The sequence below is a fragment of the Streptomyces sp. CB02959 genome, from assembly GCF_002803155.1.
Classification (GTDB): domain Bacteria; phylum Actinomycetota; class Actinomycetes; order Streptomycetales; family Streptomycetaceae; genus Streptomyces.
Window position 1 is genome coordinate 719,465 of record NZ_NNBP01000001.1, and the last position, 15,213, is coordinate 734,677.

General features: G+C 70.2%; 12 protein-coding genes and 1 pseudogene. 5 read left to right on the plus strand and 8 right to left on the minus strand.

What is annotated here, in order from left to right:
• Window positions 1-61 precede the first annotated feature (61 nt).
• The 5 genes from CG747_RS02995 to CG747_RS03015 all read right to left on the minus strand — a co-directional run bounded on the left by CG747_RS02995 (window position 62) and on the right by CG747_RS03015 (window position 4,378).
• A complete protein-coding gene (locus tag CG747_RS02995; protein ID WP_100599979.1) occupies window positions 62-523 on the minus strand; it encodes an ATP-binding protein in 462 nt (153 codons plus the stop codon).
• A 238-nt stretch (window positions 524-761) separates the two neighbouring features.
• Complete coding sequence (locus CG747_RS03000) at window positions 762-1,190, minus strand: (deoxy)nucleoside triphosphate pyrophosphohydrolase (RefSeq protein WP_180985355.1); 429 nt, start codon at window positions 1,188-1,190, stop codon at window positions 762-764.
• Window positions 1,191-1,253: 63 nt separating this feature from the next.
• The gene (locus CG747_RS03005; protein ID WP_100599981.1) at window positions 1,254-1,433 is read right to left on the minus strand and encodes an SPOR domain-containing protein; all 180 of its coding nucleotides are present in this window, start codon (window positions 1,431-1,433) and stop codon (window positions 1,254-1,256) included.
• A 243-nt stretch (window positions 1,434-1,676) separates the two neighbouring features.
• Window positions 1,677-3,356: an APC family permease gene (locus CG747_RS03010; protein WP_100599982.1), complete on the minus strand. Its 1,680-nt coding sequence runs from the start codon at window positions 3,354-3,356 to the stop codon at window positions 1,677-1,679.
• Window positions 3,357-3,628: 272 nt separating this feature from the next.
• Window positions 3,629-4,378, minus strand: coding sequence for a GntR family transcriptional regulator (locus CG747_RS03015; protein ID WP_100599983.1), 750 nt, complete (start codon window positions 4,376-4,378; stop codon window positions 3,629-3,631).
• Between the two features lie 203 nt (window positions 4,379-4,581).
• On the opposite strand from CG747_RS03015, the gene CG747_RS03020 reads away from it, so the two are divergent.
• Together CG747_RS03020 and CG747_RS03025 are read left to right on the plus strand one after the other, a co-directional pair.
• Window positions 4,582-5,343: a PIG-L deacetylase family protein gene (locus CG747_RS03020; protein ID WP_100599984.1), complete on the plus strand. Its 762-nt coding sequence runs from the start codon at window positions 4,582-4,584 to the stop codon at window positions 5,341-5,343.
• A 70-nt stretch (window positions 5,344-5,413) separates the two neighbouring features.
• On the plus strand, window positions 5,414-6,460 hold the full coding sequence (locus CG747_RS03025; protein WP_146022033.1) for a hypothetical protein: 1,047 nt from the start codon (window positions 5,414-5,416) through the stop codon (window positions 6,458-6,460).
• A gap of 184 nt (window positions 6,461-6,644) precedes the next feature.
• Here CG747_RS03025 and CG747_RS03030 read toward each other — a convergent pair whose 3' ends face one another.
• Both CG747_RS03030 and CG747_RS03035 read right to left on the minus strand, forming a co-directional pair.
• Window positions 6,645-8,321, minus strand: coding sequence for an SWIM zinc finger domain-containing protein (locus CG747_RS03030; protein ID WP_100599986.1), 1,677 nt, complete (start codon window positions 8,319-8,321; stop codon window positions 6,645-6,647).
• Window positions 8,322-8,739: 418 nt separating this feature from the next.
• Window positions 8,740-9,723 (minus strand): C1 family peptidase, encoded by a 984-nt coding sequence (locus CG747_RS03035; protein ID WP_100599987.1) that lies wholly within the window; start codon window positions 9,721-9,723, stop codon window positions 8,740-8,742.
• Window positions 9,724-10,518: 795 nt separating this feature from the next.
• Here CG747_RS03035 and CG747_RS03040 point away from each other — a divergent pair.
• Window positions 10,519-12,168, plus strand: coding sequence for a sigma-70 family RNA polymerase sigma factor (locus CG747_RS03040; RefSeq protein ID WP_100599988.1), 1,650 nt, complete (start codon window positions 10,519-10,521; stop codon window positions 12,166-12,168).
• Between the two features lie 503 nt (window positions 12,169-12,671).
• Window positions 12,672-12,899, plus strand: coding sequence for a hypothetical protein (locus CG747_RS03050; RefSeq protein WP_146022034.1), 228 nt, complete (start codon window positions 12,672-12,674; stop codon window positions 12,897-12,899).
• 265 nt (window positions 12,900-13,164) lie between these two features.
• Here the strand turns inward: CG747_RS03050 and ychF are convergent, their stop codons facing one another.
• A complete protein-coding gene (ychF, locus tag CG747_RS03055) occupies window positions 13,165-14,253 on the minus strand; it encodes a redox-regulated ATPase YchF (protein WP_100599990.1) in 1,089 nt (362 codons plus the stop codon).
• Between the two features lie 541 nt (window positions 14,254-14,794).
• Here ychF and CG747_RS50645 point away from each other — a divergent pair.
• Window positions 14,795-15,202: pseudogene (locus tag CG747_RS50645) on the plus strand (DUF6542 domain-containing protein); the annotation flags it as partial.
• Window positions 15,203-15,213 lie beyond the last annotated feature (11 nt).

Below are 15,213 nucleotides of genomic sequence, written 5' to 3' on the forward strand. Positions count from 1 at the left end.
GATCGCAGGCCATCTACAAAATGTCGATGAAATGGCAACGATCAGGACCCCCCCATGAGTCCTAACCAGCCACAGACAGCTCGAACCACACTGTTTTGCCACTCTTTCCCTGCCGGGTGCCCCAGCGCCGCGAGGTGTGCGCGACCAGTTGGAGCCCGCGTCCCCCCTCGTCATCGGGGGCGGCGGTACGGGTCCGCGGCGGATCGGGCAGCGGATCGGAGACCTCGACGAGCAGCGCCCCGGCGCCGAGCAGCACCATGCGCACGCCGATGGGGCCGCTGGCGTACCGCAGGGAGTTGGTGACCAGTTCGCTGACCAGCAGCACGGCGACGTCGGCGCCACCGTTCAGTCCCCAGTCGGCGAGCACCTGACGGACCATGGTGCGGGCGGTGCGCACCGCGCCGGGATCCGCCGGAAAGCTCCATTCGGCGCTCGGCGCACCGGACGTCCTGCCGCGCCTGCGGACTTCGGGGGGACCGGGTTCCGGGGCCTCTGCCGCTGCGCTGTCGCTCACGCCGATCACTTCCCAGGCCGAGGGGTCCCCCGTCGTACCCGACCCCCGTTGAATGGGGCCAATCAGGACATACCCGGTATCGAGCGGCAAGTACCGCCTTCAACCGTGCACTGTGGCACAAATGGCGCATCTCGCAGCGAACCCGGGGCATGGTGGGCACACCCGGCGAGCGGGCGGACATCGGCGACCGGCCCGAGCCTTCGCGCGACCCGCGCGCCCACCAGGGGCGCACGCCCGCGTCCGGGCCCTACAGCCGCGCGCCCGGGATCCCGACCGCCGGCCTGGAGCCCAGCCGGCGCATCACCTCGGCGACCGCCGGACGGTCCTGGTCGAGCCAGTCGACCTCGCGCTCCTCGCCGGGCCGCAGCCAGCGCAGCTCGTCGTGGTCCTGGAGCGGCTCCGGGCGGCCGGAGACCAGCCGCACGGTCCACACCTGGAGCACGTAGCCGGGCCGCAGCACCCACTCGCCCGGGATCCGCTCCACGGGCACGGCATCGACGCCCAGCTCCTCGTGCAACTCGCGGGCCAACGCCTGCTCCGGCGTCTCGCCGTCCTCCACCTTGCCGCCGGGCAGCTCCCAGCGGCCGGCCAGCGCGGGCGGCGCGCTCCGTCGGGCGGCCAGCAGCCGCCCTCGTTCGCACACCGCGCCGCCCACCACTACGCGCACCGTCGTCATGCGCGGCAGCCTACGTCCCCCGCTCGCCTCCCGCTCCCCGCTCCGCTCCCCTCGGCCCTCTCCCTACGCCGCCCCCTGCCCGACCCGCTCCACCGCGTAAAGCCGCTGATTGCCACGGGTGTCGAGGCGTTCGGCGACCCGCTCCGCCTCCGCCCGGGTGGCATAACGGCCGACGCGATAGCGGTTACCGCCTTCGTCCTGGCGGATGACGAGCCAGGGCAGCGCGGCCTCGTTGTCGGTCATTGCGCCCCTCCGTCCGCCACGCAGCGCGCTGTTGCGCGCCCCTCCTGTGCTGATGCCGAAATCGCAATCCGCATATGCCCGAGCCTACGCCCGACCTTTACGCACCGGATATGGAATTACACAAAGAGAGACCGAACCGGCCACTCGCGGGACCTGGAACACCAGGATCGACCCGCGAGCGGCCGGTGGAGCCCGGAAGGCCGGGCGGTGGTACGTAGACGGGAGCGCGCCGCGAACGGGCGCTCAGGAGCCGGTCGGAGCCTTCTCCTCCGCCGCCTCGCGGGCGCTCTCCTCCGCCGCGAGCTCGGCCTCGACCGCGACCAGCGAGGGGTTGCGCCAGGCGCTGCGCACGCCCCAGAAGTAGAAGGCCAGCGCGATCAGCGCGACCACCACGAGGTCGACGCCCGGCGGCAGGTAGCCCTTGCCGCCGAACTCCTTGCCGCCCAGGTAGGAGACGGCCGCCATGGCGAGCAGGTAGACGACCATCCAGGCACCCGCCTTCAGGTGCGGCACCAGCTCGCGCAGGTGGCTGCGGCCCCGCCGCCACGGCCGGACGATCTCGTACCAGGCCCAGACCGGGAGCCCGACGGCCATGATGAAGATGACCTTGCCGGTGAGCGGCCACTTGCCCCAGTACAGGACCAGCGAGCCGAAGATCATCGCGACCGGCGCGATGACCGGCATCGCGCGCAGCTTCACCGGCCGCTTCATGTGCGGCGACAGCCGCCGCAGGCCCATCACGGCGACCGGACCGGTGATGTACGAGATGACGGTCGCGACCGAGACGACCTCGGCGAGCGAGCCCCAACCGCGGAAGACCGCGAGGAACAGGAACGCGACACCGAGGTTGAGCACCAGCGCCGGACGCGGAATACCGGTCTTGGCATCCACCTTGCCGAAGATGCCCGGCAGGTGGCCGTTCTCCTGGACGCCCTGGATCATGCGCGAGGTGGTGGCGGCGTAGATCATGCCCGTACCGGACGGCGAGACGAACGCGTCCGCGTACAGCAGCAGCGCCAGCCAGTTCAGGCCCCAGGCGAGCCCCAGCTCGGCGAGCGGGGAGTGGTACGAGAGACCGCCCCAGCCCTTGCTCAGGTCCCCGGCGGGCACCGCGAAGAGGAAGGCGACCTGCAGCGCGAGGTAGATGACCAGTGCGATGACGATCGAGAAGGCGACGGCCTTGGGCAGCGAACGGCCGGGGTTGCGCGCCTCGCCGGCGAGGTTCAGCGGCGACTGGAAGCCGTTGTAGGCCCACACGATGCCGGAGAGCGCCACGCAGCTGAGGACCGCGCTCCAGCCGTTCGGGGCGAAGCCGCCGCCGCGCTGGATGTTGCCGGTGTCGAAGTGGGACAGGATCAGCGCGCCCGCGGTGAGGATCGGCACGACGACCTTGAAGACCGTGATCGCGGTGTTCGTCTTGGCGAACATCGAGACCGCGAACCAGTTCATGAAGAAGTAGAAGACCAGCAGGACGCTGGCGACCGCGACGCCGGAGCCGGTGAGCTCCGTGCCGTCGAAGAGCGCCTTGGCCCAGCTGAAGTCCCAGCTGCTCATGTACTGGACGGAGGCGGTGGCCTCACCCGGGATCACCGAGACGATGGCGATCCAGTTGGCCCAGGCCGCCAGGTACCCGGCGAGCGAGCCGTGCGAGTACTGGCCGTAGCGGACCATGCCGCCCGCCTTGGGGAACATCGAGCCGAGCTCGGTGTAGGTCAGCGCGATGGTCAGGGCGACGACCGCGCCGATGACCCAGGCGAGGATCGCGGCCGGACCGGCGATGGCGGCGGCCCGCTCGGCCCCGAAAAGCCAGCCGGAACCGATGATGGACCCGAGACCAGTGGCGGTCAGGGCGATGGTCCCGAGGGACCGACGGTAGTTCGAGTGCGAACCCTGCTCCGCGCTCGCTGTCTTTGTCGTGCTCACGTGCTGGTCTCCTGGTCTTCCCCCGTGCCGTGCACAAACTTCGCCATCGTATGAGCGAATCCGAAGATCCGGTTCCAACACCGGTTAAAAAAACCCGCCGAGTTGAGCCTCTGTGAGGTTTCCAACACCGATATACGGATGACATTTCTCAAAAAACCCACCCAAACCGGACGCAAATCTCGGCCGGATTTTCTGGCCATCGAACGCTACGAATCCCGCAGGATCCCCACACAGGGCGTCGACTTGGCGAACACGGGGAGTTCGCGTCACCCCTACTTCACCGGCAGGTGGTAGGCGACCCGGTGGCGCGCCGCCAGCGCGATCACATCCGCCGTCTCGACCGGGCGGCCGCCCGCGAAGTACGTCCGCGAGACGACCAGCACCGCATGGCCGGGCACCCCGCCCAGCGCCATCGCCTCCTCCGCCAGCCCCGGCCGCGCCCCGACCTCCTCGACGACGTTGTCCACCACCACGTCGATCGCGGCCATCCGCTCCACCACCCCGCGCCCGGCCAGCGGGCCCTCCTCCGGCAGCATCACCGGCGTCCGCCCGGTGATCTCCAGCGGCTCCCAGGAGGTGGAGAGCATCGACGGCTCCCCCTCCGCACGGAAGACGTAGCGGGTCCGCATCACCCTGGCGCCGACCGGGATCCGCAGCCGGGCCGCCACCGCCGAACCGGCCGCCTCCTGCTCGCTGTTGGACTCCCAGGTGCCCCGCACCCGTTCGTCCGACTGCTCCTGGCGGAACGGCGTGCAGCCCCGGCTGTGGAACCCGCCGCGGGCGATCCGGCGCGGCACCGGCTGCTCCCGTACGTACGTCCCCGACCCGGACCGCCCCTCCACCAGGCCCTCGGCCATCAGGACCTTCCGCGCCTCCAGGGCGACGGTGTCCGAGACGCCGTACTCCTCGCGGATACGGGCCTGGGAGGGAAGTCGGGTGTGCGGGGCCAGCACCCCGTCGACGATCTTCTGGCGCAGGTCGCCGGCGACGCGGAGGTACGCGGGCTGCTCACCGAAAGGCACGTGCCCTCCCAACAGCTTGACAGTCAGCAACAGGGTGACAACCGCGCGTGGCCGACCGCAAGCCAAGACCAGACATTCACTCAAAGTAATGAACGCAGCTCATCCACTGCCCGCACCGGACCCCCGACCCCACCGGAACACCCGTTCCACCACGTTCCGTGTCCGACCGTGTCACCATCGTCACCGAGTAGAAAGGGGCCGCGATGCCGACCGAGAACGCAGCCGTCAGCTCTCTCCACCCGATGCCCGACGACTGGCGGCGCGCGCTGGCCGTCGTGGCCCACCCCGACGACCTCGAATACGGCGCCGCGGCCGCCATCGCCGAATGGGCCGACGCCGGCCGGGAGATCCGCTACCTCCTGGTCACCCGCGGTGAGGCCGGCATCGACGGGCTCGCGCCCCCCGAGTGCGCCGCGGTCCGCGAGGCCGAACAGCGCGCCGCCGCGGCCCACGTCGGCGTCCGCACCGTCGAGTTCCTCGACGGCCACCGGGACGGCGTCATCGAGCCCGGTCTGCGGCTCCGCCGCGATCTGGCCGCCGCGGTCCGCCGGCACCGCCCCGAGCTGCTGATCACCCTCAACCACCGCGACACCTGGTTCGGCACCCAGTGGAACACCCCCGACCACCGGGTGGTGGGCCGCGCCGTCCTGGACGCCGCGGCCGACGCCGCCAACCGCTGGATCTTCCCCGAACTCGCCGACAGCGAGGGCCTGGCCCCCTGGTCCGGCGTCCGCTGGACCGCCGTGGCCGGCTCGCCCCGCCCCACCCACGCCGCCGAGGTGGGCCCCGGCATCCCCCGCGCCGTCGCCTCCCTGGCCGCCCACACCACCTACATCAAGGCCCTCACCGCCCCCGATCAGGACCCCCACGGCTACGCCCGCGACTTCCTCGACCGCGCCCTGCGCACCGGCGCCACCCACCACCGCGGCCGCCCGGCGGTCCTGTTCGAGGTATTTCCGCGGTAGCCGAGAGCAACCATGACGTAGCATCAACCCCCGCCCTTCGACGGTCACTTACTTCAGCAAGGCGGTTCCCATGTCAGGAAGCGGGACACCACCTGCGTCGCCGCCACCCACTCCCCCATCGGGGAACGGCGGCCAGTCCGGCACTCCCAATGACGACGAGCAGTCGGCAGGAACCGGGCAGCACCGGCCGTCCGCTCCCTCCTTCCTGGACGACGTGATCGAGGGCGTCATGCCGGAAGCGGCGGACCCGAACTCCCGCCGGCGGAACCGCAAGGTCCTCATCAGGCTGGGCTGGACGGTCCTCGCCGCGCTCGTCGCGTTCGTCGTGACGAAGGGCACCGACTGGCTGACCTCGGAGCACGACGCGCGGGTCACCAACGAGGCCGACGACAAAGCCGACCGCGCCGGCCCCGCGTTCTCGGCCTCCGTACGCCTCGACGACCAGTACTCCGAGGCCCATGTCTTCGACGCGCCGTTCTCTCCGCAGGACAAGCAGACCCTCCTCGGCATGACACCCCAGGGCGATCCGCTCACCCCCTTCTACGCGGCTCACCACGGACGGGGCGTCTCCTCCACCGACGTCCACCACCCCGCCATGAAGGTCAAATCCCCCGGGTACTCGGAGGAATGGCTCATCGACATCCTCAGCGACCGGAAGGCGAGCCTCGTCATCACCGGCCTGCGCATCAAGGGACTCACCTGCACGGCCGCCAAGGCCGACACGATCATCTCGGTGAGAGGACAGGCCGGCGGCAGCTACGAGGGCATGCTCTTCGACCTGACGCGTTCCACCACCACCCCGCTCATCACCGGGGACGAGGAAAAGCACTACGGAGACCCGTTCTTCAAATACAAGAAGATCGACCTCGGAAACGGCGCGACCCCCGAAGGGCTGCGCGTACAGGTCACCTCGGGAACGCAGGACTGCTCCTGGAAGGCATTCGAAGCCACCTACGTCGATTCGGACGGGGAACACACCCAGGACATCACGAACAACGGCAAGGGCTTCGCCGTCCACGGCTTCGTCGCACACCCTCGGCAGGCCTTCGAGGTCCGCTCGTACGGAAAGTTCGTCAGGGAATGCAAGGTCCTCGACGGGGGGCGCTACGCCTGCTGAGAAGGGCCCGCCGTCTTGAGATAGGCCCGCCGCCCTGGGAGAGGCCCGTCGTTGAATTCCGGCGATCGCGCCCGGGGCAGGGGCAGGGGAATGCGCAAGGGGCCGACTCCGGAGGGGTCGGCCCCTTGTGGCAGGCGGCGGCAAAGGCGTGCGGGGCCGGGGGACCTCCGAGACGTCATCCGGCTCACAGACGGTGCTCGTCCATCAAGCGCATCAGGTTCCTCTTGCGTTTCTGGGCGGTACGCAGGGCTGTGGCGTACTTGGTGAACTCCTCGGGCGACTCCAGGCGGCGGTGGCAGTCCCGGATGCTCAGCAGCAGGCTGACGAGCTGCTCGTAGACCGTGTTGCCGGTCTGTTTGGTCAGCGGCTCCGCCAGGCGCAGGTAGACGCCGAGCGCGTCGGCGGGGCGGGTGGCACGGGCCTGGTCGGCGAGGGTGAGCCACTGCCGGTCATGGGCGCCGGCCTCGGTGGCTGCCTGCCAGGCGGCGTCTACGTCCTTGTCGTCGAGCAGGGCGTCGACCAGGACGGGACCGCCGTACCAGCCCTGTTGCCGCTGCCCCGCGGCGGCCCGCAGCAGCGCCAGCGCGCCCTCGCGCTCGGCCGGCCAGCGGTCCGCGGCCCGGGCGGCGGCACGCAGCTGCTGGTAGGTGAGCAGGGTGCGGCGGGCGCCGAAGTGGTCGCGGCGCAGGGCGACGGCGTCGGCGAGCCGGTCCGCCTGCGCGTAGCGGTCGCAGAGATGATCGACGAGGGCGGTGTCGACGGCGGCGAGGTCCCGGGCCTCCCGGACGCCGCGTTCCGCCCAGCTCAGGGCCTCGTCGGAGCGCCGGGCGGTGTCCAGCTCGCGAGCGATGACCAGGTGCGTGTGGCCGTCCGGCGAGAGGTCGGCCGCATGCACGGCGATCACCGCGTCGACATCGCCTCCCGCCTTGGCCAGACGCTCCACCAGGTACTTCTCCGCCCAGCCGCGGCGGTTGCCCTGCCACGCCTCGACCGCCAGCTTCCGCAGGACGGCCATCCCCTCTTCGCCGAGAACGTCCTCGTAGTCGAGCGGATCGACGTCGGTGAGACCGTCGTCCAACTCGCCGAGCGCATGGCCGACCAGCCAGCGCGCGAGCTCCCGCGGGTCGGGGCGCGCCGCACGGCACGCGTCGAGGTGGGCGTCGGCGAGGGCGGTGCCCACCAGGCCGAGCCATCCGTCGGAGTCGTCGACGCTCTCCACCGCCTGGGCCAGCAGCTTCATCGCGTCCGCCGCCAGGACGACCGCGTCGGCTGCCCGTCCGGAGCCGGTGAGCGCACCGATGGCCGATACCGCCTGCCCGGCCTGGTCCGCGTAGGCACGGGCATCGGCGTACTCGACGTACCCGTACCGTGCGAACGGGCCGATGTCGAGCAGTTCACGGATACGGGCCCGGATCGCGGCCAGATCCCCGCGGGCGCCCGCGGCCCGCAGCTCCAGGCGGCGCCGCAACTGCCGGTCCGCGCCGAGCAGTTCCCGCACCAGAGCGAGCAACTCGTCCTTGGACCGGGCGGACAGCCACCCGTCGAGGCCCTGCGCCCGGTCCCGCGCCGCCTTCCGCTGCCGCGGCAGGCTCTCCGGCCGGGCGAGCACCGTCAGGCCGAGAGCGACCAGGTGCTTGCAGAAGTTGCCCTCAAGGCCATAAGGGCAGTCGCACTCGCCGGACAGCCCGCCGGGCCCGTCCAGGGTCAGCTCCGCCTCGTACCGTTCCGTGCCGTGGACGCTCGCGCTGATCCATCCGTCACCGACCTCGACCCCGGACACCGCATCCACGTACCCGCGCCCACGCTCGAAGGAACGGACACCGGCCAACGTTTTGAGCTTCGCCTCGGTGAAGCCGCGCACGGTCTCTTTCGCCCTGCCCCTGGTCCCGTCCGTCACGGCCGCCAGCTTATGACTGCCGGACGGACCGATCCGTCGGTCCAAGGGAAAGTCCACTTGATCGCGGTCTGAAGGAGGCTGGTGACCATCCTCGTGCGACCGCACACGGTACCCGCGGCAACGGCGTCACCCCGCTTCTCCCTGACTCTCCCTGCGGCACTCGGGCCGGCTCGCAGGAGCGCCGACACGCCCCGGGCCGCAGTCACCGCGGCATGGGGGCGGGGATCCGCGTGCCGGGGCCTGTCACCAGGAGACCGAGACGCACTGCCGGGGCGGCCCGGGTCCGCCCCGATGGGGTGGGCCGTGGACGGAGCCGTGTCGTTCGGCGCGACCTGGTCAGGTCTCGCCGAACGACACGGCCGGTCAGGTGCCCCGTTGGGTTTTACTGCTTGACGAGCTTGCCGACGGCGTTGGCTTCCCGTACCTGGTTGGCGAGGTAGTTCCAGGAGAGGTTGATGTATCCGTGGTCGCCCCAGTCGGTGCCCCAGGAGTTCTCGACCCGCACACCCTTGCTGTTGTAGCCGACGATGGTGATCGCGTGTCCGCCCGCGAGCTGCTCGCCGGCGGCCGGGTAGTACGTGTAGGCGGCGGCCTGCTGCGGGGTCAGACGGAAGAAGCTGTTGTACACCGGAATCGCGATGGTGACCGGCTCACCCTGGGCCAGAGCGGCCTTCACGTCGTTCTTGATCTGGTTGCCGGTGTGCAGCGGGGTGTAGCCGGACAGCTTCCACTTCGCCGCGTTGGCTCTTTCGTGGGCGGTCGGCTGGGTGGTGTAGTCGAAGTCCCCCTGCGAGTAGTCGGACTTGGAGTCGACGCCTTGTGAGGTGGCTATCTTGAAGTGCTGCTCCGCCGAGGTGCCCATGTTCCGTCCCTTGACGATCTGGGCGTAGGTGTACATGGGCGCCTGGGGTCCGCCCTTGATCCCCTGCTCGTTCTCCAGGACGCTGTAGGCGGAGTAGTCGATGGCCCACGCGACACAGGCACCGACCCGGCCCTGGTTGCCGGGCTTGGCCGCGAACTTGGTCAGGTCGACGCCGGCAGGAAGGCTCTGGAGACTCGTCGTGTTCGGCTTGGCAGCGACGGACGTCGGGCGGAGAGCGGTGGCCGCCAGCCTCGGCTGAACCGACTTGCGCAGCACGGACTTGCGCCACGCCGACTTGGACGGCACAGCGCCGAGGCCGAACGGGTGCTTCCTTGCGCCGAGAGCCTGTGACGACTGGCTGGGTGCTTGGCCGTGACCGGGCACGGCGGGGCTCGCCGTGGAGACCCCGACGGTCACGGCTGCGACCACTCCTGCAGTGCCGAGTGCGATGGCGGCGCGTGACTTGCCGCTGACGGCCTTCCACTTGTGGGATGCGCGAGTCATGAATGAACTTCCTTGAATTGTCAGGGGCCTGACAGGATCGCCGAGTCGTCAGACGACTCCCTCAGGCCCCGGATGAGCCGGTCAGGACGGATGCCCTAGTGCCGGGTTGCGTGTCGCAAGGGCCCGCCTCGTGCAGGCGCGTTGCGCGCCTGTGGACCGGAAACGGGATTCCTGGGCTTTGGTCGGCTGCGGGAAATCTCTGGCGCCAGTCGAAGAATTGACGGCTACCGCAGCTCTCGTGAACTGGACGCTTTCGAAGGCATGTCCAATCGGCAACGGAAGCTAGCCGAACCACGCGCACCGAAGCAAGCCCGAGTGTCAGTGATCACAAATTCGCCGTCGAACCGGAGGGCATAAGGGGCCCGGCGCAGCATGCGGCTCCCTACGGCCTCACGGCACCCTCTCCCGCGTCTCCACGCCATGGGGAATCGTGGTGAACCGCCTCGCATCGGCACAGGCCACATGCCGCGTGCCAGTCCACGGCAGTCCGCGCCACGGCCCGCCACGAGGTGCTGGCAACTGCGCGGAATGCCGCCGGCGAACTCGCCGCACCATCAATGCCATTGACGGTCGACGTCTTTGTCGGCAGCGCGCAGCAAACCCGCCCGATGACCTAAATGTCCGTACAGTGACGTCAATGTGGCGCTGATACGGCGGAATGACGGAACTCGTCGAGGGGCCTGGAGAAGCTCAGAAAAAAAATTCTCCGAGTTTCTGTTATCCGTCCTGCCCTGGCAGGGTCTCCCAGGCATCGAAGGCATGCAGACACGTCAGCGACAGGGAGCGAGGAAGGACATGAGCCCAGAGCATGAGGCCGCGGTCATCGCGACCGCGCAGACAGGGAGCCAGTGCGCGCGGGACGAGTTGGTCGCCCAGTATCTGCCGCTGGTCTACAACATCGTCGGACGCGCACTGCACGGTCACGCCGACGTCGACGACGTGGTGCAGGAAACCATGCTCCGCGCCCTCGACGGACTGACCGGCCTGCGCAAACCCCATCGGTTCCGCGCCTGGCTGGTGGCCGTGACCATGAACGAGATACGCCGGCACTGGCGCGGCAAACAGGCATCCGCTTCCGATACCGGGATCGACGAAGTGACCGAACTGGTCGATCCCATGGCTGACTTCGTCGATCTGACGATCATCCGGCTGGGGCTCTCGGGTCAGCGCCGCGAGGTCGCCGAAGCGACGCGCTGGCTGGACGAGGACGATCGCGCGCTGCTGGCGCTGTGGTGGCAGGAGGCCGCGGGCGAGCTGACCCGGCCCGAGATGGCCGCCGCCCTCAAGCTGCCGTCGCCGTACGTCGCGGTACGGGTGCAGCGGATGAAGGCTCAGCTGGAAGCCGCCCGGCTGGTGGTGCGCGCGCTGTCGGCCACGTCCCGTTGCCCGAGACTGAAGCCCGTCGTGGCGCGCTGGGACGGTGCGCCCTCTGCGCTGTGGCGCAAACGCATATACCGCCACGTCCGTGACTGCCGGGCCTGCTCAGGCCGAGGCAGCGGCCTGGTACCGGCGCAAAGCCTCCTCGCCGGCATCGCCCTGATCCCACCGACCGCCTCTCTGGCCTGGTACGCGGCCCAAGCAGGCCACGGCGCCGCAGCCCTCAACCCCGCAGCCGGACTGGCCGGTTCAAGCGTGACCAACGCCAATCCCACGCCCCTCACGACGGCACGGCACGCGGCACCCCCACCGCACAGCCTGGCTCGCGGACCGATCGGCGGCCACCACCGTCCGCGGTTCCGGCCCCGAAGCACGCACATACTCGCCGGCGGCGCCGCCGCAACGGCAGCGGCCACGGCGATCTCCGTCATGCTCGGCTCACCGGACAGCGCCCCGAAGACCGACTCCTCGGTCCCCACCCGGCCAGTACTGGTGAAGGCGGCACCGATATCCAGCCCGCCACCCCATACCCCTTCCCCTTCCCACCCGCCCACGGCCTCCCCCAGCCGGACACCGACCGTCGAACCGTCGCTGGCCCACCCGGTCCCCACCCCCTCGAACACCCCGACCCCGCAGACAGCCGCCGCCCCCGACGCGGTCGAGCAGGTCCTCGACGTGATCAACCAGGCACGAGCCGCCCACGGCCTACCGCCCTACACCCTCACCACCGGCCTCACCCGCAGCGCGACCGGACACAACACCGCCATGAACAACGGATGCGGCCTGTCCCACCAATGCCCCGGCGAAGCCCCTCTGGGAGACAGAGAAACCGCCGCAGGCGTCCACTGGGGAACCGCGGGCGAGAACATAGGCCGAGCCTGCGCAGGACCGGGGCCCCGACAGACCGCCACCGCCGCCGTCAACCTCACCCAGGCCATGCTCGACGAGAAGCCACCCAACGACGGCCACCGCCAGAACATCCTCAGCAGCACCTTCACCCACATCGGCATCGCCATCTACCGGAACCCCAACGGCACCGTCTGGCTCACCCAAGACTTCTCCGACTGAACACCGCCGAGAGGAAACATCCTTCTACCGCACCCGGGACCGCCAACCCCTGACCGACGTCCGCAACGCCTTCCGCGAACTCTCCTACGGTTGAGCACGACGCACGGAAGACCGATCCAGAGGAGCACTCGCGCCACGCCAGCTGCCCAACGAAGACGCGCGCCGGAATCCTGAAGAGCCAGGGCCTCATCGGCGCAAGCCTTGTCCTCCTGGGCCCTGGATTCGATCGTCCAGGCCGCCGAAAGCGTCGTGCCAGAGCTGAGGAACAACGCCGTGGCCCATACCGACACGGCCGCCGTGGGGGTGTCCGTGACACGGATCACCGCGACCCGCGTGCGCCTGGTGGTGACCGACAGCTCCCCCCGTCCGGCCCCACGCGCAGGCGCCCGGCGATGACGACGAACACGGCCGCGGCCTGCTGATCGTCGACGCGTTCGCCGCCTGCTGGGGCGCCGACCGGGTGCTCGGCGGAAAACGGATGTGGGCCGAGCTGGAGGTGCCCTGTGGATGATCGGCTGCCTGGTGCGGGTGATCTGGTGCTCTACGCCGAGTCCGGCGACTCCAAGTGGGTCGTCCACGACATCGCGCACAAAGGGCGACCGACGGCCGCATGGACGCTGCGCCCCCTCTACGGCGGCGGCGCGGACGGGGAACGCAGCCGCACAGTACCGCGGTCCGCAGTCTCCTCAATCGCGATCATCCGCCGCCGCGGCGAGTGGACGCAGCCGTGAGCGGAGCAAACGGAGGTGACGGCACCACCGCACCCCGCTCAAGCCCCAACCACCCCACAGCGCCCCGTCCACAACGGAATGCGTATTCGGAAGCACCCCGATCCAGCAACGGTACGGATGAACAGGGATGACGACAGCTGACGATACGTCAGGCCATCCAGCACGGATCCAGCACCCGGCACGACAACGGGGCCGACCCCATCTAGGGCCGACCCCGCCTGACCTGCACATTTGCCAGATCGCTACGCCGATGCCATGACGCGCATCACACGTTGAACCGGAACTCCACCACGTCCCCGTCCTGCATCACATACTCCTTGCCCTCCATGCGGGCCTTGCCGGCGGAGCGGGCCTCGGCTACGGAGCCGGTGTCGACCAGGTCGGCGAAGGAGATGACCTCGGCCTTGATGAAGCCCTTCTGGAAGTCGGTGTGGATGACACCGGCGGCCTCGGGGGCGGTGGCGCCCTTCTTGATCGTCCAGGCCCGGGTCTCCTTGGGGCCGGCGGTCAGGTAGGTCTGCAGGCCGAGGGTGTCGAAGCCGACGTGGGCGAGGGTGGCCAGGCCCGGCTCCTCCTGGCCGACGGACTGGAGGAGCTCCAGGGCCTCCTCGTCGTCCAGCTCGGCGAGGTCGGCCTCCAGCTTGGCGTTGAGGAAGATCGCCTCGGCGGGGGCGACCAGGGCGCGCTGCTCGTTCTTGAAGTCGTCGTCGGTGAGCTCTTCCTCGTCGACGTTGAAGACGTAGAGGAAGGGCTTGGTGGTGAGGAGGTGGAGGTCGTGCAGCAGCTCGGTCTTCTCGGTGCCCTGGACGAGGCCGGCGGCGAAGAGGGTGCGGCCCTCCTCCAGGATGGCCTTGGCCTCCTCGACGGCCTTGACCTTCGGGGCGACGTCCTTCTTGATCCGCGACTCCTTCTGGAGGCGCGGCAGGACCTTCTCGATGGTCTGGAGGTCGGCGAGGATCAGCTCGGTGTTGATGGTCTCGATGTCGCTCTTGGGCGAGACCTTGCCGTCGACGTGGACGACGTTCTCGTCCTTGAAGGCGCGGATGACCTGGCAGATCGCGTCGGACTCGCGGATGTTGGCGAGGAACTTGTTGCCCAGGCCCTCGCCCTCGGAGGCGCCCCGGACAATGCCGGCGATGTCGACGAAGTCGACGGTGGCGGGGAGGATCTTCTGGGAGGAGAAGATCTCCGCGAGCTTGGCGAGGCGGGGGTCGGGGACGCCGACCACGCCGACGTTCGGCTCGATGGTGGCGAACGGGTAGTTGGCCGCCAGCACGTCGTTCTTGGTCAGGGCGTTGAACAGGGTCGACTTGCCGACATTGGGCAGACCGACGATTCCGATCGTGAGCGACACGGTGGCGACTTCCCGGAGCTGGAGGTGGGCGGAGGGCGGGCCGCTTCCCGGGGGCCGGCCGGTCGGACCGGGCCGGCCGGGTACGGCCGATCCACCAGTCTACTGGGCGGGTCCCACCGCACCGGGCGGGCCGGACCCGGCCCCGGGGACGGCGCCCGTCGCCCCGCGCGCTCCCGTGGCGTGCGCCGGGCCGCCTAACGGAGCCCCCAAGGTAGGTCAAAGTGCGTGTCCCATGACCGATTAATCCCACTTAGCGGCCTACCGTTGCCGAGTGGAGCAACACGTGGAGGAACACGAAGCGCGCACGTCCCCGCACGGCCGGCCGCCCGGCGGCGGCCCGGACGCGGGGCAGGACGCCCGGCTCCCGCGCCCCGCGGAGGCCCTGGCCCCCGAACCCGACGACGCCTTCCTGTCCGCGATGCGGGCGTCCGGCTACGCCTCCGTACCGGCGGGCACCGAGGTCACCGCCCGCGGCTACGCGCCCGTGCCGGCCGAGTTCCGGGCGCCGGTCCGACCACCGGTGGTGGGCGCGGGCGGGCGGATGCCGCGCCGGGCCGCGGGGCCGCCCGCCGAGGGCGAGGAGGTCGCGGCCGTCTACCGGGCGGGCCCGCGGCGCCCGCCGGCGCCCGCCCCCGTGGCCGGTCTGGTCCGCCGGTTGCCGGCCGCCAAGCTCACCGGGCTGGGCTGCGGGCTGCTGGCCACCACCGCGCTGCTGGCCTTCGGCTTCCTGGACCGCTGGCTGTTCGGCGGGGCGCAGACCGCGTACGGCGTCTTCTTCCTGCTGGTGAGCGTGGCGGCCGGGGCGTGGGTGCGGCCGTACGACCTGATCGCCGCGCCGGTCGCGCTGCCGATCGCGTTCGCCGTCGGCACGGTGCCGGTGCAGCACGGTCCGGCGGGCTTCACCGGGCTGCTGATCGGCATGTTCACCGTGCTCGCGCTGAACGCCGGTTGGCTCTACGG

What these genes read in the sequence shown, in the direction of transcription:
- CG747_RS03000 (WP_180985355.1), bottom strand. Translation starts at nt 1,190, where the DNA reads ATGACGACGGTGCGCGTAGTGGTGGGCGGCGCGGTGTGCGAACGAGGG.
- CG747_RS03005 (WP_100599981.1), bottom strand. Translation starts at nt 1,433, where the DNA reads ATGACCGACAACGAGGCCGCGCTGCCCTGGCTCGTCATCCGCCAGGAC.
- CG747_RS03020 (WP_100599984.1), top strand. Translation starts at nt 4,582, where the DNA reads ATGCCGACCGAGAACGCAGCCGTCAGCTCTCTCCACCCGATGCCCGAC.
- CG747_RS03025 (WP_146022033.1), top strand. Translation starts at nt 5,414, where the DNA reads ATGTCAGGAAGCGGGACACCACCTGCGTCGCCGCCACCCACTCCCCCA.
- CG747_RS03035 (WP_100599987.1), bottom strand. Translation starts at nt 9,723, where the DNA reads ATGACTCGCGCATCCCACAAGTGGAAGGCCGTCAGCGGCAAGTCACGC.
- CG747_RS03040 (WP_100599988.1), top strand. Translation starts at nt 10,519, where the DNA reads ATGAGCCCAGAGCATGAGGCCGCGGTCATCGCGACCGCGCAGACAGGG.